Raw genomic sequence first — 21,138 nt, 5'->3', positions numbered from 1 at the left:
CGACGGAACTGCGCTGAAAGTGGCTTAGTTGCGGCTCCGGGAATCCGGTGGCCGCGAGCGGGCCCTGCTTCATACCCTCACGGATTCTTGATTGACTGCCATGAACCAGACTACCGCCGTGCCGCCGCTGCGCTTCCGCCTCGCCAAATGGATCATGGATCGGCGCGGCTCGGTGCTGATTGCCTTCGTCCTCGTCACGCTGGCCTTCATGGCCGGCATTCCGCGTGTGCAGATCAAGACCGTGTTCGCCGACCTGCTGCCGCAGGACGACGAGTTCGTGAAGATCTACAACGCGCATCCCAACTTCGGCAATCCGCTGACCATGTTCGTGATGGTCAAGCGCAAGGACGGCGACATCTATCACGCCGACACGCTGCAGAAGGTCTGGGACCTGACGCGCAACATCGACTTGACCGAAGGTGTCGACCACGACCAGATCATCTCGATCTCGACCGAAAAGCTGCGTTATGTCGAAGCCACGCCGCAGGGCGTCGACGTGCGCCCGCTGATGGGCGATGCCGTTCCGAAGAACGACGAGGAAGTCGAGGACTTCCGCCGCCGCGTGGCGCAGTCGCCGAACGCCCGCAACTTCTATGTCTCGGCCGATGGCTCGTCGACCCTGATCAGTGCCACCTTCCAGACCTCGGTCGACTACGGCATCGCCTTCAACTACGTGGATGGGCTGGTCAAGGCCGCCGCCGACGAGAACCACGCGGTGTTCCTCGCCGGGCAGCCGGCGCTCACCGGCTGGGTCTACAAGTTCCAGCACCAGACCTACCTGATCTTCGGCGTGACGATCCTGCTGCTGACGATCGCGCTGGTGATGTACATGCGCAACGTCGCCGGCGTAGTCACGCCGATCGTCTGCGCGACGATGGCGGGCATCTGGGGTTTCGGGTTCATCGGCTGGATCGACAAGCCGGTTGAACCGCTGCTGATGATCGTGCCGCTGTTGCTGGTGGCGCGAACCTTCTCGCACTGCATCCAGTTCACCGAGCGCTACTACGAAATCCTGACCCACATCGGCGACAAGCGAAAAGCCGCCGAAATCACGATGGGCGTGATGATGGCGCCGTCGATCCTCGGCATCATGACCGACGTGTTCGGCATCATCTTCATCGCGATCGCGCCGATCACCACGATGGTCAACCATGCGCTGTTCTGCGGCGCCTGGGCGCTGTGGATCATCCCGACCGGCGTGTTCCTGATCTCGATCCTGCTGTCGTATCTGCCGCTGCCGAAGAACATCGAGCGCATCTCCGGCGGCGAAGGCAAGGAAACCGGCATTCACCTGTTCCAGAAGAACCTGCTGAACCGCATCGCCCGGACCACCTATGGCAAGCCGGCGATCTACACCTCGATCTTCACCGTGCTGCTCGGCATCTGGGGCATCTGGGCGTCGTTCGAGATCAAGATCGGCAACCCGGTCGAAGGCTCCAACCTGCTGCACTACGACTCCGAGTTCAACACCGCGGTCCGTGCGATCAACGCGCACTTCCCCGGCACCAACACGCTTGAAATCGTCATCGAGTCGAAGAACGACAAGGACGGCACCAACCGTGTCGCCCTGTCGCCGGAAGCGATGCTGGTGCGCTCGAAGATCCAGGCCATCGTCGAATCCGACCCGATCCTGAAGCCGCGCGCCACGCTGTCGTTCAGCGACTATCAGGCCGAAGGCAACCGCCTGTTCGCCGGCGGCAACCCGCAGTGGCTGCCGATCGATCCGACCAAGCGCGCCGCCTACAGCGCCGGCCAGGCGGTGATGTTCGGCTCCACCCCGCTGAACTTCGGCCACGTGATGGACTTCGAGGCGCAGCACTCCACGGTGTCGCTGTGGTACGCCGACAACAAGCAGGAAACGGTCGATGCGGCGCTGGCCAGTGCCCAGCGTGCGGTCGACATCGTCGGCAAGGATCACGAGGCATTCAACGTGCGCCTCGGCACCGGCTTCATCGCGCTGCAGCAGGCGATGAACAACGTCGTGCATCGTTACCACTGGTTCATCCTCGGCATGGTCAACATCGCCATTGCCGTCATCGCCGGCTACGCCTACCGCTCGGTGGTGGCCGCGATCCTGCTGCTGATCCCGGTGAATCTGTCGAACTTCCTGCTGAACGCGGCGATGTACTCGCTCGGCATCGGTCTCGACATCAACGCGGTCATCGTCGCGGTGATGGGTGTCGGTGTCGGCATCGACTACGGCATCTATCTGCTGTCGCGAATCTGCGAGGAGTATTCCGCGCAAGGCAAGAATTGGGAGAAGGCGATCACCACGGCGTTGACCACGACCGGCAAGGCGATCATGTTCACCGCCTCGATCATGCTCGCCGGCATCCTGCCGTGGTACTTCCTGTCCGACTTCAAGTTCATGGCCGACATGGGCATGCTGCTGGTCGCGATCATGCTGATCAACATGGTGCTGTCGCTGGTCGTGCTGCCGCTGATCATCTGGCTGGTGAAGCCGAAGTTTGCAGGCCGCGAGGATCTGGCGGTCGGCGAAAACATCGACCTGTCGCAGTTCATGACCACACCGGCATCGGCGCACAACGCCAGCTGATCGGCGCCGGCACCCGCGCGATGACGTGCATGCACGCATCGCGCGGGCGAGGTCCGCGGCACGCGGCATGGGTATCATCGACGGCAGTGCATTTCTCGCGAAATGCACTGCCGTTTTTCGTGAGGAAGGGAGAACACCGATGATCCGGTTCCTGTCATGGATCACCCCGGCGCTGCTGCTGGCTTGCAGCGCGGCGAGTGCGCGTGCCGACGATGCGCCGCCGCCCGGCATCGATGCGCTGCGCCTCGAGGCTTACCGCGCCATTGCCGAGGCTGGCCGCCTGCGCGATGCCGATCGCGCGCCGGAGGCCGATCGGGTCAATCTCTACCTGCGGCAGGCAGGGCTCAACCGCCGCCTGATCCGCCGGATCGAATGGCAGATCGATGATCAGCCGCCCGCAGGCCGCGACCTCGACGAAGCGGAAGCGGCGGCGCTCGCCGACTACAACGATGCCTTGCGGCTGACCCGCATCGCCTTGCCGGAAGGCAGCCATCGTCTGCATGCCGAGCTGCTGCTGGCCCCCGTCGCCGCCGGCAAGACCGACCCGCAGCGCGTGAGCGTGGACCAGTCGCTGGACAAGACCGAAGGCCCGACGGAGTACGACCTGCGGCTCGATACCGGCACCGTCAGCAGCCCGGTCCTGCGGCTGCGCCGACTGCAGCTCGACCCGACGGCGGCGCGCAGCGTGCTTGGCGTGCCGCTGGATGCGGTGAAGCGTCCGCTGCTCGCCGATGGACGCTATCGCCGCGGCGACGATGCAGACCCGGCGCTGGCCACGGCCCGAAGCCTCGCCCGCATCGGCAGGCTCGACGACGCGCTGATCGAGCTGCTGGCCATCGCGCCCGGCGTCGGCGATGAAAGCCGGCTGGCGCCGGAATACTGGCTGAGCACGGCGGCGACGATGCGGCAGCTGGGCCTGCTGGAATCCGCGCAGGCCATCTGCGATCGCCTGGCCGCAGGCAACGTGGCCAAGGCCGAGGTCGCGACCGAACGCCTGCATCTGGCCGAGGCGCGGTTCTCGATCGGCGATCTCGACGGTGCTGCCGCGTTGCTGGAGTCAGCGCGCACGGCGCTGCCCGAGTACCGGCAGGCGGACTGGCGCCAGACGCACGGCCTTCTGCAGTTGGCGCGGCAGAACGCCGCCGATGCCAGCAGGACGCTGCAAGCGGCCAATACCGAATCGATCGATGCGTTCCGTTACATGAACGCGTCGGTCGACGCCCAGCGCGCGACGGGCTACACCCGCTACAACCTCGCCATCGCGATGATCCGGAATGGCGACGAGAAGCGCGGCCTGAGCTGGCTTGATCTGATCGGCCGCAGTGCAAGCGCCGATCCCGAACTGCTGGCGCTGCGCGACAAGGCCAACGTCGCGCTGGGCTGGCATTTCCTGCGGCAGAAGCAGGGCCGCACCGCGCTCGGCGTGCTCGGCCGCGTGCGCAGCGAAGGCCTGTCGTCGAACTCGGCCCTGCTCGGGATGGGCTGGGCGCAACTGGCTCCGAACGGCGAGCGCCTGCCGAGAATCGTGCTCGGCCGGGAAGGCGCGCGCGTACCGGACCAGCTTGATGACCTGCCGGCACCGCTGCGCAATTCGCTGACGCGGCTGAAGGTGCTGGAGCCGGAACTGGGCGGCAAGGTCGGCCCGCGCAGCTTCGAGCGCGACGATCCACCGAAGAACCGGATGGATGGTCTGCGCCGCGCGCTGGTGGTCTGGAAGGTGCTGCTCGACCGCGACCCGCGTGATCCCGCCGTGCAGGAAGCCTGGCTGGCGACCGCCTACGCGCAGGATCAGCTGCGTGATGTCGACGCTGCACGCCGCAGCTATGCGATGGCGATCGCCACCTTGCGCGACGTCGAAGCCGAGATCGGCAACAGCGCCAGCTTCGTCCGCAGTGGCAGTCTGGTGAAAGCCCTGCGCGACAGCAGCGACGCCGATGACCTGACCATTCTGAGCGACCGCCTGCATCTGATCCCGGACAGCGCGACGCTGCCCGTCTACTCGGCGGTGGCCGAACAGCAGGCGTTGGCTCGGCTCATCGCCACGATGACCGAGGCCGACCGCGAACTGACCACCGTCACGGGCGACGAGGCGCGCATCGTTCAGGAACGGCTGGCCTCGCTGAAGAGCCGGATCGCGCAGCATCAGGTCGCCAGCGCCGACAGCCTGCAGGCGATGGCGCTGAAGCATCTCGATGCTCGCCGGGACACGGTGCATGGCTATCTGCGCTCGGCCCTGCTGCTGGCTGCGCGTGCCGAAGAGCAGCCGCAGCTCGATACGCGCGATGGCGGCGTGGCCTGCGGCGAAGGCTGCCGTTGAACGCCGCCGGCATGGTGCTCAGCGCTACGTTCATCTGAAGCGCGCAATGAAAGAAGCCCCGCTGCGATCACTCGCGGCGGGGCTTTTCGATCAGCGGCTCAAACGCGCTCGAAGATCGCCGCGATGCCCTGACCACCACCGATGCACATCGTCACCAGCGCGTAACGACCGCCGGTGCGGTGCAGCTCGTGGATCGCCTTGGTGGTGATGATCGCGCCAGTGGCGCCAACCGGATGGCCGAGCGAGATGCCGGAGCCATTCGGGTTGACCTTGGCCGGGTCGAGACCCAGTTCCTGCGTCACCGCACAGGCCTGTGCCGCGAAGGCTTCATTGGCCTCGATGACGTCCATGTCCGACACCTTGAGGCCAGCCTTGGCCAGCGCGATCTTCGACGCCGGCACCGGGCCGATGCCCATGTATTCCGGCTCGACACCCGCGTGCCCGTAGGCGACCAGACGGGCCAACGGCTTGAGCCCCAGCGCGGCGGCACGACCGGCTTCGGCGAGCACCACGGCGGCGGCGCCGTCATTGATGCCCGAGGCATTGCCGGCGGTGACCAGACCGTCCTTCTTGAACACGGCCTTCATCTTGGCCAGCGTCTCGACATTCGAGTCGCCACGCACGTTCTCGTCGGTGTCGAACTGGATCGGGCCCTTGCGGGTCTGGATCTCGACCGGCGTGATCTGGCCCTTGAAGCGGCCTTCGGCGATCGCCTTGGCAGCGCGCTGCTGGCTGGTCACGGCCAGCGCATCCTGCATCTCGCGCGTGATGCCGTAGCGGGCGGCGACGTTCTCGGCGGTGATGCCCATGTGGATCGCATGGAACGGGTCGTGAAGGATGCCGGTCATGTAGTCGAGCATCTTGGCGTCGCCCATGCGCGCGCCCCAGCGGCCGGCCGGCAGCAGGTACGGGCCGCGGCTCATCGCTTCGGCACCGGCGCCGATGGCGATGTCGCAGTCCCCGAGCAGGATCGCCTGCGCGGCCGAAATGATCGCCTGCACGCCGGAACCGCAGAGGCGGTTGACGTTGAAGGCCGGGGTTTCCTTCGGGATGCCGGCTTCGACGGCAGCGACACGCCCAAGATAAGCATCGCGCGGCTCGGTCGGGATGACGTTGCCCATCACCATGTGGCCGACGTCTTCCGGCTTGACGCCGGCATGGACGAGCGCGGCCTTGACGGCCGTCGTCGCCAGAGTCGTCAACGGCACGTCCTTCAAGGTGCCGCCGAAGCTGCCGATCGCCGTGCGCATCGCGCCTACCACCACCACTTCCCGCTTGGACATCGTGTTCTCCGAATGAATGGGGACCGCCACCGCGCGCGAATCTTACGGACTCGAGGTTTCGATTTCAGACCGGGTCCCAGGTGAACACGTCACCCGAGCGGTGCAGCGGATAGAAATCGTTCTGGAACTGCGGGAACACCCGATCGACGATCGCTTCCGGCGTCCAGCCCTCGGCGGTGTGCGCGGTGCGGATCGGGCGCGGCTGGCTGAACAGGTAGATCTCGTTGTTGCGCACGCCGAAGATCTGGCCGGTCACATGCTTCGCGGCGTCGCTGGCGAGCGCGGCGACGAACGGCGCGATCTTCTCCGGAATCAGCTTCTTCAGGCCTTCGACGCGCTTCTTCTGCTCCGGCGTCTCGTCCGGAATCGAGCTGACCATGCGCGTCCAGGCGAACGGCGCGATGGCGTTCGAACGCACGCCGAAGCGCTGCATGTCGAGCGCAATGGCCTTGCTCAAGCCGACGATGCCGAGCTTGGCCGCGCAGTAGTTGGCCTGGCCGAAGTTGCCGACCAGACCGGAGGTCGAGGTCATGTGGATGAAGCTGCCCGAGCCCTGTTCCTTGAAATACGGGGCGGCGGCGCGGCTGGTGTTCCACGAGCCCTTCAGGTGCACGGCGATGACGGCATCAAATTCCTCTTCCGACATCTTGTGGAAGATCACGTCGCGCAGGTTGCCGGCGTTGTTGACCACGCAGTCGATGCGGCCGAACGCGCTGCGAGCGGCTTCGATCATCGCCTGCGCGCCGTCGAAGCTCGCCACGGAATGGGTGTCGGCAATCGCATCGCTGCCCAGTTCCCTGATTTCGCGGACCACGCTCTCGGCCGGCGATTCACTGCTGGCGTCGCCGGTCAGCGACACGCCGAGATCATTGACGACGACCTTGGCACCAGCCTTGGCCAGTTCCAGCGCGATGCCGCGGCCGATGCCGCGACCGGCGCCGGTGACGAGAACGACCTTGCCGGCCAGCAGGCCCGTTGCAGTCGGATGGGACATGGAGAGGGTTCCTTGTGTGACGGGGTTGTTCGGACGGGTCGGGTTCAGAGCTTGCGCAGGATTTCGTCCCACTCGGCGGCGAGCTGCGCCCGGAATGCCGGTGCAGCCACCGCGATCAGCGCTTCGGCGCGGCCGCGAAGATCACGGCCGCGCAGTTCGGCGATGCCGTGCTCGGTGACCACGTAATCGGCGGCATGGCGCGGCAGTGCGACCAGACCGTTGTTGAAGCGGGACACGATGCGGGTGAAGCGGCCGTCGTCGGTCGCGGCCGGCAGGGCGACGATCGAGCGACCGCCGTTCGACAGTTGCGCACCGGCGACGAAGGCCGGCAGGCCACCGACGCCGGCCATCAGCTTGCCGTTCAGGCTGTCGGCATTGACCTGACCGAACAGATCAACTTCCACTGCCGAATTGATCGCGCAGAAGTTGTCGATCGCGGCGATCCGGCGGATGTCGTGGGTCTCGCTGACCGGCCTGAAGAAGTAGCTGTCGTCGCGTTCCAACCGTGCGTAGTACGCGGCATCGCCGAGCGCGACCCCGGCGTCGATCGCGCCCTTGGCGGCAATCGCCCCGGCATCGACCAGCTTCGACACCGCGTCGGTGACCATGCCCGACCAGATCCGCAAGGATCGATGGTTGGCGAGCGCCGCGAGAATCGCGCCCGGCAGCTTGCCGACGCCGAACTCCAGCGTGTCGCCGTCGCGGACCAGACTGGCGACCAGCGCGGCGTGCTGCTCGATCGCCGGATTGCTGCTGCCGGCGTCGTAATGGACCAGCGCGCTGTCGGCCTCGAACCAGCCGTCGACCTCGGCGAGCTTCACCGAGAACGAGCCGCGGGTGCGCGGCACGTTCGGATTGATGTGCAGCACGCGGCGCTTGGCTTTCGCCCACACCGCCGGATGGAAATCGCTGCTCGGGCCAAAGCTGCAAGTGCCGCTGGCATCCGGCGGGCTGACTTGGGCGATGACCAGATCGACTTCAACGGCACGCGCCGCGAGATCGCGATAAATGCCGGGATAGTCGAGCGTCGCCAGCTCGGCGCGGCCGTCGGCCAGACCGGGGCGTAGCCCAGGCGTCATCACGTAGGCGCGCTGACGCGCCTGTGGATGCAGACCGAGGTAATCGCTGCGGTTGATGCCGGGGAAGTGCAGGCCGACGAAGCGGACGCCGGCAGCCTTGTCGGGCGCGGCTTTCAGCGCTTCGTGAAAAGCGAGGCTTTCACCCGCGAGGCCGGGCACGAACACCGTCATGCCGGGCTTGAGCCCGGCGACGACATCGGCAACTTCCAGCTTCTGACTCATCAGGTTCAGGCCGGATTCGCCAGCGCAGCACTGCCGACGATGATCGACTTGCCGTTGCTGTCGAAGGCTTCCAGATCGAGCGTCAGGCCATCCGCCGCGCGGCTGGCGAGCTTGGCCGTGCAGCGCAGCGATTGGTTGACCGGCAGCACCGCGACGAAGCGGGCATCGAACCGGGTCAGCGTGAACGCCTCGAACTGTGTGCTGACCAGCCGGCCAAGCAGCGCCATGCCGAGCATGCCGTGGACGATCACGTCGTCGAAGCCGGCCTTCTGGGCGAACGCGGTTTCCAGATGCAGCGGATTGCTGTCACCGGACGCTTCGGCATACAGCGCCAGCTGCTCGCGCGGGATCGGGCCGGTCTGGTATTCGGCGATCAGGTCGCCGGGATTTGCGGTTTCGAGGTTCATACGTTCGGCGCCGCCTTGGGCTGCGGATTGCGTACCAGCACCACCTGCCGCGAACGGCCGAGCAGGCCGCGCTCGGCGTGACTCACCGTCGATTCGATGACGATGAAATCCATCGCGCCGTTCTTCTTGTCGTAGAGATCGGTGACCGTGCGCTGCACGGTCACGGAATCGCCCGCGCGAATCGGGCCGAGGTAGTCGAACTGCTGTTCGGCGTGCAGCACGCGACGCAGGTCGACACCCAGCGTTTCCAGAATCCGTCGCGAGCTGTTCTGCTCGCCTTCGACGGCCTTCATGAAGGTCGGCGGCGCGACATCCTGCGGGCCGTCCTCGGCGCCGATCGCTTTCAGGAACAGCGCGATGCGCGCCGCCGTGACCTCGACGGTGAATGGCGGCAGCGCGTAGCCGAGATGGGCGCGGTCGATGGCCATTACGCGGCAGCGGGTTCGGCGAAGAACGCGGCGATCGCGGCGTCGTCACCGGCCAGCTTCGCCAGTGCAGCGGCGCCGATCTGGCGGGCGTGGGTGAACGGGCCGCCGGCGTACGACGGGAACAGGCCGCCGATCACGGCGGCGACATCGGCCAGCTCCGGCTGCTCGACCGTGCCGGCCGCAGCGCAACGCAGTGCTGCGACGGTCGCCAGCGCCAGCTTGGTCGCTTCGTCGGCGCCGCTGGCCTTGGCCTGATCGTTCGAGGCCTTCAGCGCCGGAATCAGCGCGTGCTCGCCGCGGGTCAGGACCGAATCCGGCGCCAGCAGGCCGAGCTTCGAGGCCTTCAGGCGGTTGAGGAACAGCGTGCGCACCATGTTGCCGGCGACCGGGTCGCGCATCAGCTCGACGAAGATCTCCATCTCGTGTTCGCAGGCCGGCGTCAGCGGCAGGTTCCAGCCGCCGACCACGCAGTTGATGATGGCCGTGTAGGCCGGGTAATACTGCAGCTGGTAGTCGCTGATGCCGACCGCCTTGGCGATCGTCGCGGTGACCACCGGGCTGCTGAAATCGTAGGGAGCGGCGTCGAACGCAGCGCCGTGGCGATCCCACAGCGCACGCGGCTGTGGCATCGACCGGGCGATTTCCTTCGCCTTGGCGATCAGCTGATCGGCCGGCACCACGGCATCGACCAGCTTGAGTTTCAGCGCTTCGGCCGGGCCGACCGGATCGCCGCTGAGCAGCATCTGCAGACCCTTTTCGGTGCCGATCAGGCGCGGCAGGCGCTGGGTGCCGCCGGCGCCCGGCAGCAGACCGAGTTTGATTTCCGGCAGGCCGAGCTGCACGGCCTTCTCATCATCCAGCACCACGCGCGCGTGGCAGGCCAGCGCGACTTCCAGACCGCCGCCGAGTGCCAGTCCGTTGATGGCGGCGACGTACGGCTTGGTGGACAGTTCGAGACGGCGGAACAGCCGGCCGAGATGGCCGAACAGCTTGTTCAGTTCGGGAACGGCATCGACCTTCGCCCGCTCGGTGAAGACCCGGATCATGTCCAGGTCGGCACCGGCGAGGAAGGCCGACTTGCCCGAGGTCAGCACCACGCCCTTGACCGCCGGCTCGCCGGCGACGAACGTCATCAGCGCATCCAGCGAATCCATCATGGCGCGCGAAAAGACATTCATCGTGCGGCCCTGCATGTCGATGCGGGCGAGAAGAATGCCGTCGGCGTCGAGTTCGGTCTGGATGTTGGCGTCGTTGAACATGGTCAGGCTCGGGGCGGGTGCTGGCTCGGGTGGAACGGCTCGGTTCAGACGTACTTCTTGAAATCCGGCTTGCGCTTCTCATTGAAGGCACGCACGCCTTCCTTCGATTCCTCGCTCTGGTAGTAGCCCTTCACCGCGGCCACGCCCATGAAGCTGATGCCGCGGATGTTCTCGCTGTCGGCGTTGAACGAACGCTTGGCGATGGCGATTGCCGTCGGGCTCAGCACGTTGATCTCGGCGGCCCAAGCTTCGCACTCGGCGTCTAGCTGGTCGTGCGGCACGACCTTGTTCACGAGGCCCATTTCCAGCGCTTCCTGCGCCTTGTAGCGGCGGCACAGGAACCAGATCTCTCGCGCCTTCTTCTCGCCGACGCAGCGGGCGAGATAGGCAGTGCCGAAGCCCGGATCGACCGAGCCGACCTTCGGGCCGACCTGGCCGAACTGCGCCTTCTCGGAGGCGATGGTCAGGTCGCAGATGGTGCAGAACACGTTGCCGCCGCCGATCGCGAAACCCTGCACGCGGGCAATGACCACCTTGCGGCAGTCGCGGATCGCGGTCTGCAGTTCCTCGATCGGGAAGCCGACCATGCCGCGCGGACCGTACAGGCCATCGTCGGAGTAATGCACCTTCTGGTCGCCGCCGGTGCAGAACGCCTTGTCGCCGGCGCCGCCGAAAATCACCGTGTTGACCGACTTTTCCTCGTCGGCGCGGCGGAAGGCGTCGATCAGCTCCTCGACCGTCTGGTTGCGGAACGCGTTGAACACTTCCGGACGGTTGATGGTGATGCGGACGGCGTTCTCGCCGACTTCGTAGGTGATGTCCTTGTAGTTCGACATGGCGTATCTCGAGCAGGTTTGAGGGGGTACGGACGAAACTCGGTAGCCGTTTCCATGGTGGCAGCATCAGGGAAAGGGCTATTCGTATGGAACCATACAATAATATCAAAGCGGCAGGCGTTTGGGCATGTGCGGGCGTGCCCGTAACCGCCGGGGTCGAGTCCCCGTCAGCTGCCGATACGCGTGTTGTCGTGGCTCACCAATCGCGGCTGCCGAGCGAGAACAATCAGTGCGCCGCTCAGGCAGTGCCCCGTGAAACAGCGTGGTCGGCCCGAGATGAACTGCGCGCCGGTGGCGTGAGCGCCACGGCGCGTGGGCAATCCGCGGACCTGTTGCCGAAGGCCCGACGCCGTGGACGCGCTTGAACGCCTTCCGAAACGCCGCTTCTGTCTCGTATCCCATCTGTTCGGCAACGGCGGCCACGGAAACTTGTGGATTTCGAAGCGCCCGTTCAGCACGCGTCAGCGGACAGCATCAGTTCGCCCAAGGCTGCCAAGGGCCTGCCACGGCCCTCGCGATGGATCAGCAAGACTTCTGGCAGCGCGTCCAGAACAGGGTTGTTGTCGCCCTGCGCGACTTCGAAGTCGCGGCAGACCATGATCGTGTGTAGGCCACCCTGCTCGGCGGGCACGATGTTTTCCGTCCCCGCTGGTGCGGCATCGCCGATAGCCGATGCGAGGAGTCGTGGGGCGGAACCACCCGATCGCCTGCCGCCAACGGCGTTGGTTCAGACGGCTGCTGCAGGTGCAGCCAGCACTGCTCCTCGCCAATCGGGTGGAAAGCATCCCGGCGCATACCGGCAGTGCCATGCAGCCAGTGACCGCAGAAACGAGGTTGTCCATCGACCCCGGCGCGCAGTGGGCAGGCCGACAGGACAGACGATAGCAAGTCGGCTTCTGGATGCTTCGACATAAATCCCGGACTCCTGCGTGTGCATTCGGACCGCATCATCAGCATACGATGTGCGGACGCTCAGTCATAAAGCCTCTTGAGCGGACGATCACGTCGTTGATCCGGGCCAGAATTGGCTGATCCTTTCCCCACCAAGAAATCCGATGGACGGCGACCTGAATCCTCATCGAAGCGTGCAGGACTATTACGGCAAGGTGCTGCAGTCCACCACCGACCTGAAGACCAGCGCCTGTTGTCTCGTCGAAACCCCGCCACCGCGAGTGCTCGCAGCGCTGCGGAACGTGCACGAGGACGTGATCAAGCGCTTCTACGGCTGTGGATCACCGATTCCCGAGCTGCTGGAAGGCTTGACCGTGCTGGATCTCGGCTGCGGGTCCGGCCGCGATTGCTATGTGCTGGCGCAACTGGCGGGTGCGCAGGGCCGGGTGATCGGACTCGACATGACCGCGGAACAACTGGCGGTGGCGCGCAGCACCCAGTCCTGGCACGCCGAGCGCTTCGGGTTTGCCAACACCGAGTTCCTGGATGGTTACATCGAAGATCTGAGCGCCATCGACGATGCCAGTGTCGATGTGGTGGTCAGCAACTGCGTGATCAACCTTTCGCCGGACAAGCCCCGCGTGTTCCGCGAGATCTTCCGCGTGCTCAAGCCGGGCGGCGAGCTGTATTTTTCCGATGTCTTCGCGGATCGCCGCCTCCCCGCGGCATTGACCCAGGACCCCGTGATGCTTGGCGAGTGCCTCGGCGGTGCGCTGTACATCGAGGATTTTCGTCGCCTGATGATGGCCGTCGGCTGCGCCGACGTGCGCACGGTGTCGGCACGCGCGCTGGTCATCAACAATCCTGAGCTGGAGGCGCGCGCAGCCGAAGCCCGGTTCTCGTCGCGCACGATACGTGCCTTCAAGTTGCCGCTGGAGGACCGCTGCGAGGATTACGGGCAGGTGGCCACCTATCGCGGCACGATGGCGGGAACGCCAGCGGCTTTTGTGCTGGACGATCATCACCGTTTCGTTGCCCACAAACCGATGCTGGTCTGCGGCAATACCGCCGACATGCTGCAGGGTTCCCGCTACGCCGCGCACTTCCAACTGCACGGCGACAAGACGCACCACTTCGGCCTGTTCGATTGCGCGCCGTCACCGCTGACAACATCGGCATCGGAAGGAAGCTGCTGCTGATGGACGGGGAATCGATGCCGCAGTCGTCAACCGCGGCGGCTCGCCACGACTTCGAGTCGATTCTGCTCAAGCACGGGCTGGATCTGCCGCCGCTTGCTGTTTCCACCCTGCAGGTCAATCTCACCAAGCTCTGCAACCAGGCGTGTCGCCATTGCCATGTCGATGCCTCGCCGGCGCGGCGGGAGCAACTGTCTGCCGACCATGTCGCCCGGCTGATCGAGGTTCTCAAGGCCAATCCGGAGATTCGCCAACTGGATCTCACCGGTGGCGCACCCGAGCTGCATCCGCAGTTCGAATCCCTGGTGGTGTCGGCGGCGGCGCTCGGTCGTCAGGTGATGGTCCGGCACAACCTGACGGTGCAGCTGGACGGTCATCCGCTCACGGCGGCCTCGATGTCGCATCTGCCGGCGTTCTTCGCCCGGCACCAGGTCGAGGTCATCTCTTCGTTGCCCTGCTATCAGGAGCAGAACACCGATACCCAGCGCGGCAAGAACGTGTTCGCGAAGTCCATCGAGGCGCTGCGACGGCTCAATGCCGTGGGTTACGGCCAGCCTGGCAGCGGGCTGCAGCTCACGCTGGTCTACAACCCCATCGGCGCGAGCCTGCCGCCGCCGCAAGCAAAGCTGGAGGCTGACTATCGGCGCGAACTCTCGGAGCGCTACGGCATCGTCTTCAACCGGCTGTTCACCATCACCAACATGCCGATCCATCGGTTCTCGCTGCATTTGCGCAAAGACGGCGACTACGAGTCGTACATGGATCGGCTGCTGGCGGCCTTCAATCCACAGGCCGCGGTCGGCGTGATGTGCCGCAATCTGATCAGCGTCGATCATGAGGGACGCCTGTTCGATTGCGACTTCAACCAGCAGATCGGCTTGGCGGTGACAGACGAAGACGGTCGTGCGATGACGCTCGGGGATTTCAACGCGCCGCGTCTGCTGCGGCGTCGTATCCGTTTTGGCAGCCATTGCCTCGGCTGTACCGCCGGGGCCGGGTCGTCTTGCGGCGGCGCCTTGTCCTGATCGGCGGGGAGTCCAAGCATGCACCGTCTCGAATTCCGCCTTCTCCGCCCCGCGCCTGCCGAGTTATTGGCGGCGCTTGATTACGCAGGATATTAAGCCGCATGCGCCAGCGCATCGTCATTGGACTCGTGATCGCGTTGCTGGTCGCGGGGTTCTTCGCATTCGATCTCGGCCAGTACCTGTCTCTTGCCTACCTGCAGTCCCAGCGGACGCAGTTGCTGGAGTGGCGTGACGCACAACCGGTGACCGCCACGGCCCTGTTCTTCGGCATTTATGTAGTGGCCACGGCCCTGTCGCTGCCGGGCGCAGTAGTGCTGACACTGGCGGCCGGTGCGATCTTTGGGCTGGCCTGGGGCGCGGTGATCGTTTCGTTCGCCTCGACGATCGGCGCGACCTGTGCATTCCTGGTCGCCCGCTATCTGCTCCGCGATGCCATCAAGGCCCGATATGCCGAGCGCCTGAAGGCTGTCGACGCCGGTATCGAGAAGGACGGCGCGTTCTACCTGTTCACGCTGCGACTCATCCCGGTGTTCCCGTTCTTCCTGATCAACCTGCTGCTCGGCCTCACCGCCATGCCGGTACGTCGCTTCTACTGGGTGAGCCAGATCGGAATGCTGGCTGGAACGCTGGTGTTCGTGAACGCAGGCACGCAACTCGCTGGATTGCGGTCTCTCGGCGGCATCCTTTCCCCCGGCCTGCTCGGAGCGTTCGTGTTGCTCGGGCTGTTCCCGTACCTGGCGCGCGCGCTGATCAATGCGGTGCGCGCACGTCAGATTTATCGCGGCTACACACGCCCCAGCCGTTATGACCGCAACCTGATCGTGATCGGCGCCGGCAGCGGTGGGCTGGTCAGCGCCTACATCGCGGCAGCGGTCAAGGCCAAGGTCACCCTCATCGAGAAACACCAGATGGGTGGCGACTGCCTCAACACCGGCTGTGTGCCATCCAAGGCGCTGATCCGCTCGGCGAAGTTCGCCAGCCACTTGTCGCGGGCAGCCGAGTTCGGCTTTGAGGATGTGCGCGGCACGCCGAATTTCCGTCAGGTCATGGAGCGCGTCTCCGGCGTGGTGAAGGCCATCGAGCCGCACGATTCGGTCGAGCGCTACGAGCGCCTGGGGGTGGAGTGCATCCAGGGCGAAGGCCGGCTGATCGATCCGTGGACCGTGGAGGTCAACGGCCGACGCCTCACCGCGCGCAACATCGTGCTGGCAACCGGCGCGCAACCGTTCGTGCCCCCGATTCCCGGGCTGGCCGAGGCCGGCTTCCTCACGTCGGACACGATCTGGAATTTGCGTGAACGCCCGAAACGACTGGTCGTGCTCGGCGGCGGCCCCATCGGTTCGGAGTTGACGCAGGCATTTTCCCGTCTGGGCTCTCACGTCACACAGGTGGAAATGCAGCCTCGCCTGCTGATGCGCGAAGACCCGGATGTCTCCGAGCATGTCATGGCACGCTTCAAGGCCGAGGGCGTGGATGTCCGCGTCGACACCAAGGCCGTGGCGGTCGTCGTGGAGAACGGCGAAAAAGTGCTGGTCTGCGAATCAAACGGCGCGGAAACCCGAGTCGCCTTTGACGAGATCCTGGTCGCGGTGGGCCGGGTCGCACGGCTCAAGGGTTATGGGCTGGACGTGCTGGGTATCAAGACCGGCCGGGTGATCGAGGTCAATGAATGCCTGCAGACAAGCATCCCCAATATCTACGCTGTCGGTGATGTTGCCGGGCCTTTCCAGTTCACGCATACGGCAGCGCACATGGCCTGGTATGCCGCGGTCAACAGCCTGTTCGGGCCGCTGCTGGCCTTGCGTGGCGGTCTGTTCAAGGTCGACTACTCTGTGATTCCCTGGGCCACGTTCACCGAGCCCGAGGTAGCTCGCGTCGGTCTCAACGAAACCGAAGCCCGGGAAAAGGGCATCGCCTGCGAGGTGATTCGCTACGAGCTGGAGGAGCTCGATCGCGCCATCGCCGATGGCGAGGCGCATGGCTTCGTCAAGGTGCTCACGGCGCCAGGCCGTGACCGTATCCTCGGTGTCACGATCGTTGGCGCGCATGCCAGCGACTTGATCGCCGAATATGTGCTGGCGATGCGCCACGGTCTCGGCATGAACAAGATTCTCGGCACGATCCACATCTACCCGACCATGGCAGAAGCCAACAAGTACGCAGCGGGCCAGTGGAAACAGGCGCACAAGCCAGAACGCCTGCTGCGATGGGTCGAGCGGTTTCATGATTGGCGGAGAGCCTGAATCCATGTCCCGCAGAGTCCGGAGCGTCCTCACGCTGAGCGCGCTCCACGCGACCCGTGCTGCGTCGGCCTTCGATCACGGCGACTCCGACCGCGGAGCGGTGCTGCAGGCGCATGACCGATGGTCGTCCGGCGGACATGCGAGCACAGTCGATCACGTATCACTCAAAAGGTAGCCGGCACCGCTCGCGGCGGTCCTGAAGCAAATTCTTTAGACGTCGGGTCCGATGAGTTTGCACACTGGATGCGTGTGAAACCGACGGCATCCCTGATCCACGCCTACAACGGCTTCACGCGGGATCGGGTGTTGAGCCGCTATCCGGATTTGAAGTCCATCCGCGATCCCGGCTCTCTGTCGAGTGCGTCATGGAAGAAGTCGTTCTTCACGCGGCTGGGCGCGCAACGCACGCTGGATTGGGGTGAGCACGAGCCATTGCGGCCGCGTGATCACGATGTCCGCGTTCACTTCGCCGTGAACTGTGCATCGATCGGCTGTCCAGCCTTGCGGCCCGAGCCGTACGTCGCGGAATGTCTTGAAGGTGAGTTGGATGACCCGCAGCGGCGCTGCCTCACCGATCGATCGCGCAACCGCTTCAACGCAGCGCGCGGGGAACTTGCCGTTTCGTCGATCTTCAAATCGTACGGCGAGGACTTCGATACGAACAGAGCGGCACTGCGGGGCTGGCTCACCGCGCACGCCAGCCTGGCAGGGATGATGCGGCCGTACGCTCCCGCATCGCGAACGGTCAGTCCTCGACCGACTTTCCGTCCTCTGACTGGTCGCACAACGCACTCGTTTCTCGACCGTGAGCCCCTCCATTCACACACTGGCGCGGCCCGATGAACATCCTCACGACTCCCGAGCAGAACTTCAGCGCGATTCGCGACTTTCCGTGGACGGCGCGCTGTGTCCAGCTCGGCGAGTTGCGCATGCATGACGTAAAGGACGGCCCCAGCGACGGCGCACGCGTTCTCATGCTGCATGGTGAGCCGACGTGGTCCTCTCTCCATCGCAAGACGATGCACGTATCCGCCGCAGCGGGCTATCGCGCCATCGCACCCGACCTGATTGGCCTCGGACGATCGGACAAGCCAGCCGATATCGGCGACTACAGTGATCAGCGCCATATCGACTGGTTGCTTCACCTCATTGAAGCGCTGGATCGGCGCAACATCACGCCGGTCTGTCAGGACTGGCGCTCGCCGCGTACGACGCGCCGTTCCCGGACGATCCCTGCAAGGTCGGTACACGCGTTTCCTCGCCGGGTGCCGACGGAACCGGACGATCCGGCAGCGTCTGCCAACCGCGCCGCCTCGCGGGCACTAGGCCGGTTTCAGAAACCTTTCCTGACCGTCTTTGGCGAGCTCGATCCCATTCTCGTAAACGCCGATACCGTGCTGCAGAACCATGTGCCCGGGGCGAAGGGCCAGCCCCACGCCCGGCTGCGGGCCGGGCATTTCCTGCAGGAGGATCAGGGTGCAGAATGGGCGCGGCGCGTGGCCGAGGGGATGCGGACGTGAGCAGCCGGGCCTCGGAAAAATCCGACACCCTGGGCTGAACGATTGTGGAGTCGTCATCGATGGAAACTTCAGCGGCGACGCTGCGAGCGGCCCTGTTCATCGGTGGCTTCGCACTGTGGGGAATCGCCGAAGCGCTATGGCCGCGCCGAGCGCGGTGTCAGCCGCAGGGAAGTCGCTGGCGCACCCATCTGCTGATGGGCGCGCTCGGAGCATTGGCGCTGCGATGGATGGCCGTGGCCGGCGTTCCGCTTGCCGCCGTCGCCGTGGCGCGCTGGGGGGCGGACCATCGGCTGGGTGTTCTGAACCAGCTGGAGATTTCGCCGACGATGAAACTGATGCTGTCCCTGCTGGTTTTGGATGGTGTCATCTGGGCGCAGCACCGAGCTTTCCACCGTTGGTCCTGGCTGTGGCGCTGGCACCGCGTCCACCACGCGGATCGGGATCTCGATGTCTCCAGCGCGCTGCGCTTCCATCCGGGAGAAATCCTGCTCTCGATGGTGCTGAAGTCGGCCGTGGTGCTGGCCCTGGGGGCACCCTGGATTTCGGTGCTGGTGTTCGAGGTCGTTCTCAACGGCATGGCGATGTTCAATCACGCCAACTTGCACCTGCCGGGCCCGGTCGACGCCGTCATGCGTCGGGTACTGGTGACGCCGGATCTGCATCGCATTCATCACTCCATCCACCGTGACGAGCAGGACAGCAATTTCGGCTTCAATCTCTCCGTCTGGGACCGGATTGCCGGCACGTTCCGCGCAGCACCACGGGAAGGCCAGACACAGATGACGCTGGGCCTTGCCGACTTCCAGAATGACGCACCGATGCGGCTCGGCTGGAGCCTGCGACTCCCGGTGCTGCCGGTGCAGGGAGACGCGTCTGACGGAACCGAGTGCAGGTGACGCCCACCCTTTCCATCATCGTGCCGGTATTGAACGAAGCGGCGCTGTTGCCAGACTTGCTTGCGCAACTGCAGTCGTTCCGGGACCGCGGCTGCGAAGTCATCATTGTGGACGCCGGCAGCGACGACGGGTCGGCCGCCCTGGTGCGCAAACGCGAATTCACCTGCTTGATGGCCCCGCGCGGTCGCGCGTTCCAGATGAACGCGGGCGCGGCACAAGCCCATGGTGACGTGCTGCTGTTCCTGCACGCGGACACCGTGCTCCCGCCAGCGGCAGACCGCTTGGTACATGATGCACTGACGCGCTCCGGCAGCGGCTGGGGACGCTTTGATCTGCAAATCGAGGGCAAGTCCCGAATGCTTCCGGTGGTGGCCTGGGCAATCAACCAGCGGTCGCGCTTGACCGGCATCGCGACCGGCGATCAGGCCCTGTTTGTTCGCCGTTCGCTATTCGTGACGATTGGGGCATTCCCACGGCAGCCATTGATGGAAGACGTCGAACTGTGCAAGCGGCTGCGCCGCATCTGTCGTCCCGCCTGCATCCATGTGAAGGTGACGACGTCTGGGCGCCGGTGGGAGGCGCGGGGCGTCTGGCCCACCATCATGCTGATGTGGCGGCTGCGTCTGGCCTACTGGCTCGGCGTCCCCGCCGAGCGGCTGGCGCGGCATTACCAATGACACCGCTGCGCATCGTCGTGTTTGCCAAGGCGCCACATCCCGGGCAGGTCAAGACGCGCTTGATCCCGGCACTCGGTGCACAGGGCGCTGCGGCACTCGCGGAGCGCATGCTGCGTCACACGCTTGCCGAGGCGCTCGCGGCCAAGCTGGGAACCGTCGAACTGTGCAGAAGTCCGTCGGAGGATCCGTACTGGCTGGCGTGGGGCGACATCGACGGCCTCGATCTCAGCGATCAGGGTGATGGCGATCTGGGGGCGCGAATGGCGCGCGCCACCGGGCGGATCATCGAAAGTGGACAAGCGGCCCTGCTGATCGGCACCGACTGTCCCGCGCTCGAGCGCAGCCAGTTGCACCTGATCGCCGCGGCCTTGCGCGAGACGGATGCGGTGATGGTTCCCGCGCACGATGGCGGTTATGTGGCGCTGGCCGTGCGGCGCTTTCACCCTCGGATCTTCGCGGGAATTCCGTGGAGCACCGCTGCGGTGGCCGCAGCGACGTTGGATCAGTTGCACGGTCTCGGCTGGGCGGTGACCGTAATGGCGGCCGAGCATGACATCGACGAACCGGAGGATCTGTCGCGGCTCCCGCAGTCACTGCGGAGTCCTGACGTCGGCCATGCGATCAACGCTGTCTGAGCGGCGCAGGGCTCGCGGACTCAGTGGACGGCCGGGCCTGATTGGCGCGAGCGCTTTTGCGAGCGGTTGCAGGCGTTGCCGAGGACGCACAGCAGGGTATGCCGTTTGCATGCCGCACCGTGCATGCACAGTCTTCGCCGGCGAATGCAGGCCGGCCGGCACACCCGGTCAGCGCAGCCGGATCAGCTTCTTGCCGGTGTTGCGGCCTTCGTAGACATCGACCAGCGCCTGTGGCGCATTGGCTATGTCGTCGCCGATGTCTTCGGCATAGCGCAGTGCGCCGTCGTTCAGCATCGCGGCCAGCTTGGCTGCCGTTTCGTCGAAGCGCTTGAGGTGATCGAAGATCACGAAGCCTTCGATGCGCAGGCGGCGGGTCAAGATTTCGCGCTCGATGCGCGGGCCGGTCGGGTTCGGCGCCCATGACGCGATCGACATCGTGCCGCACTGGATCACCCGTCCGAACCAGGCCATGTGGCGGATCACGGTGTCGGCGATCGGCCCGGCGGTGTTGTCGAAGAACACGTTGACGCCGTTCGGGCAGGTCGCCTTCAACTGTGGTTCCAGCGGCTGCCGGTAATTGATGAAGGCTTCATAGCCGTAGTCGGCGATCGCCTGCCGACCCTTGTCATCCGAGCCGACCACGGCGACTGCCCGCGCGCCGGCCTGCTGGCTG

General features: G+C 65.4%; 19 protein-coding genes and 1 pseudogene. 10 read left to right on the top strand and 10 right to left on the bottom strand.

Features of this window, described 5'->3' with window-relative positions; all coding sequences use genetic code 11:
• Nucleotides 1–100 precede the first annotated feature (100 nt).
• Both QZ951_RS19820 and QZ951_RS19815 read left to right on the top strand, forming a co-directional pair.
• The gene (locus QZ951_RS19820; RefSeq protein WP_293003758.1) at nt 101–2,557 is read left to right on the top strand and encodes an MMPL family transporter; all 2,457 of its coding nucleotides are present in this window, start codon (nt 101–103) and stop codon (nt 2,555–2,557) included.
• 139 nt (nt 2,558–2,696) lie between these two features.
• Complete coding sequence (locus QZ951_RS19815; protein ID WP_293003756.1) at nt 2,697–4,874, top strand: hypothetical protein; 2,178 nt, start codon at nt 2,697–2,699, stop codon at nt 4,872–4,874.
• A gap of 98 nt (nt 4,875–4,972) precedes the next feature.
• Here the strand turns inward: QZ951_RS19815 and QZ951_RS19810 are convergent, their stop codons facing one another.
• The 9 genes and pseudogenes from QZ951_RS19810 to QZ951_RS19775 all read right to left on the bottom strand — a co-directional run bounded on the left by QZ951_RS19810 (nt 4,973) and on the right by QZ951_RS19775 (nt 12,294).
• Nucleotides 4,973–6,157 (bottom strand): acetyl-CoA C-acyltransferase family protein, encoded by a 1,185-nt coding sequence (locus QZ951_RS19810; protein WP_293003754.1) that lies wholly within the window; start codon nt 6,155–6,157, stop codon nt 4,973–4,975.
• Nucleotides 6,158–6,221: 64 nt separating this feature from the next.
• Complete coding sequence (locus tag QZ951_RS19805) at nt 6,222–7,151, bottom strand: SDR family NAD(P)-dependent oxidoreductase (RefSeq protein ID WP_293003752.1); 930 nt, start codon at nt 7,149–7,151, stop codon at nt 6,222–6,224.
• A gap of 44 nt (nt 7,152–7,195) precedes the next feature.
• Nucleotides 7,196–8,452, bottom strand: coding sequence for an acetyl-CoA hydrolase/transferase C-terminal domain-containing protein (locus QZ951_RS19800; RefSeq protein ID WP_293003750.1), 1,257 nt, complete (start codon nt 8,450–8,452; stop codon nt 7,196–7,198).
• A gap of 5 nt (nt 8,453–8,457) precedes the next feature.
• Complete coding sequence (locus QZ951_RS19795; protein ID WP_293003748.1) at nt 8,458–8,859, bottom strand: MaoC/PaaZ C-terminal domain-containing protein; 402 nt, start codon at nt 8,857–8,859, stop codon at nt 8,458–8,460.
• A complete protein-coding gene (locus QZ951_RS19790) occupies nt 8,856–9,287 on the bottom strand; it encodes a MaoC family dehydratase N-terminal domain-containing protein (protein ID WP_293003746.1) in 432 nt (143 codons plus the stop codon). Before QZ951_RS19790 ends, QZ951_RS19795 begins: the two co-directional genes overlap by 4 nt.
• Entirely contained in the window at nt 9,287–10,546 is a 1,260-nt protein-coding gene (locus QZ951_RS19785; protein ID WP_293003744.1) for an enoyl-CoA hydratase-related protein, read from the bottom strand. Before QZ951_RS19785 ends, QZ951_RS19790 begins: the two co-directional genes overlap by 1 nt.
• 44 nt (nt 10,547–10,590) lie before the next feature.
• On the bottom strand, nt 10,591–11,382 hold the full coding sequence (locus QZ951_RS19780) for an enoyl-CoA hydratase-related protein (RefSeq protein WP_293003742.1): 792 nt from the start codon (nt 11,380–11,382) through the stop codon (nt 10,591–10,593).
• A 105-nt stretch (nt 11,383–11,487) separates the two neighbouring features.
• Complete coding sequence (locus QZ951_RS20445) at nt 11,488–11,805, bottom strand: hypothetical protein (protein WP_366943997.1); 318 nt, start codon at nt 11,803–11,805, stop codon at nt 11,488–11,490.
• 28 nt (nt 11,806–11,833) lie between these two features.
• Nucleotides 11,834–12,294: pseudogene (locus QZ951_RS19775) on the bottom strand (cupin domain-containing protein).
• 143 nt (nt 12,295–12,437) lie between these two features.
• Here QZ951_RS19775 and QZ951_RS19770 point away from each other — a divergent pair.
• From QZ951_RS19770 to QZ951_RS19735, 8 genes are all read left to right on the top strand, one after another.
• Entirely contained in the window at nt 12,438–13,472 is a 1,035-nt protein-coding gene (locus QZ951_RS19770) for a methyltransferase domain-containing protein (RefSeq protein WP_293003740.1), read from the top strand.
• Nucleotides 13,421–14,494 (top strand): arsenosugar biosynthesis radical SAM (seleno)protein ArsS, encoded by a 1,074-nt coding sequence (gene arsS / locus QZ951_RS19765; protein ID WP_293003738.1) that lies wholly within the window; start codon nt 13,421–13,423, stop codon nt 14,492–14,494. The genes QZ951_RS19770 and arsS overlap by 52 nt, the downstream gene beginning before the upstream one ends.
• A gap of 101 nt (nt 14,495–14,595) precedes the next feature.
• Nucleotides 14,596–16,737 (top strand): FAD-dependent oxidoreductase, encoded by a 2,142-nt coding sequence (locus QZ951_RS19760; protein ID WP_293003736.1) that lies wholly within the window; start codon nt 14,596–14,598, stop codon nt 16,735–16,737.
• 243 nt (nt 16,738–16,980) lie between these two features.
• Nucleotides 16,981–17,580, top strand: coding sequence for a DUF547 domain-containing protein (locus QZ951_RS19755; protein ID WP_293003734.1), 600 nt, complete (start codon nt 16,981–16,983; stop codon nt 17,578–17,580).
• Nucleotides 17,577–18,257: an alpha/beta fold hydrolase gene (locus QZ951_RS19750; protein WP_293003732.1), complete on the top strand. Its 681-nt coding sequence runs from the start codon at nt 17,577–17,579 to the stop codon at nt 18,255–18,257. Before QZ951_RS19755 ends, QZ951_RS19750 begins: the two co-directional genes overlap by 4 nt.
• A 59-nt stretch (nt 18,258–18,316) precedes the next feature.
• Nucleotides 18,317–19,153 carry a sterol desaturase family protein gene (locus QZ951_RS19745; RefSeq protein ID WP_293003729.1) on the top strand — a complete coding sequence of 279 codons (837 nt, stop codon included), beginning with the start codon at nt 18,317–18,319 and terminating at the stop codon, nt 19,151–19,153.
• Nucleotides 19,150–19,830: a TIGR04283 family arsenosugar biosynthesis glycosyltransferase gene (locus tag QZ951_RS19740; RefSeq protein ID WP_293003727.1), complete on the top strand. Its 681-nt coding sequence runs from the start codon at nt 19,150–19,152 to the stop codon at nt 19,828–19,830. Before QZ951_RS19745 ends, QZ951_RS19740 begins: the two co-directional genes overlap by 4 nt.
• The gene (locus QZ951_RS19735; protein WP_293003725.1) at nt 19,827–20,465 is read left to right on the top strand and encodes a TIGR04282 family arsenosugar biosynthesis glycosyltransferase; all 639 of its coding nucleotides are present in this window, start codon (nt 19,827–19,829) and stop codon (nt 20,463–20,465) included. Before QZ951_RS19740 ends, QZ951_RS19735 begins: the two co-directional genes overlap by 4 nt.
• 168 nt (nt 20,466–20,633) lie before the next feature.
• Here the strand turns inward: QZ951_RS19735 and QZ951_RS19730 are convergent.
• On the bottom strand, nt 20,634–21,138 hold a 505-nt coding region (locus QZ951_RS19730; protein WP_293003723.1), incomplete at its 5' end, for a zinc-binding dehydrogenase.

Source organism: Nevskia sp., assembly GCF_021732705.1.
GTDB lineage: Bacteria > Pseudomonadota > Gammaproteobacteria > Nevskiales > Nevskiaceae > Nevskia.
Note: the sequence above shows the minus strand (reverse complement) of the source record. Positions and strands in the feature narration are given on the sequence as shown.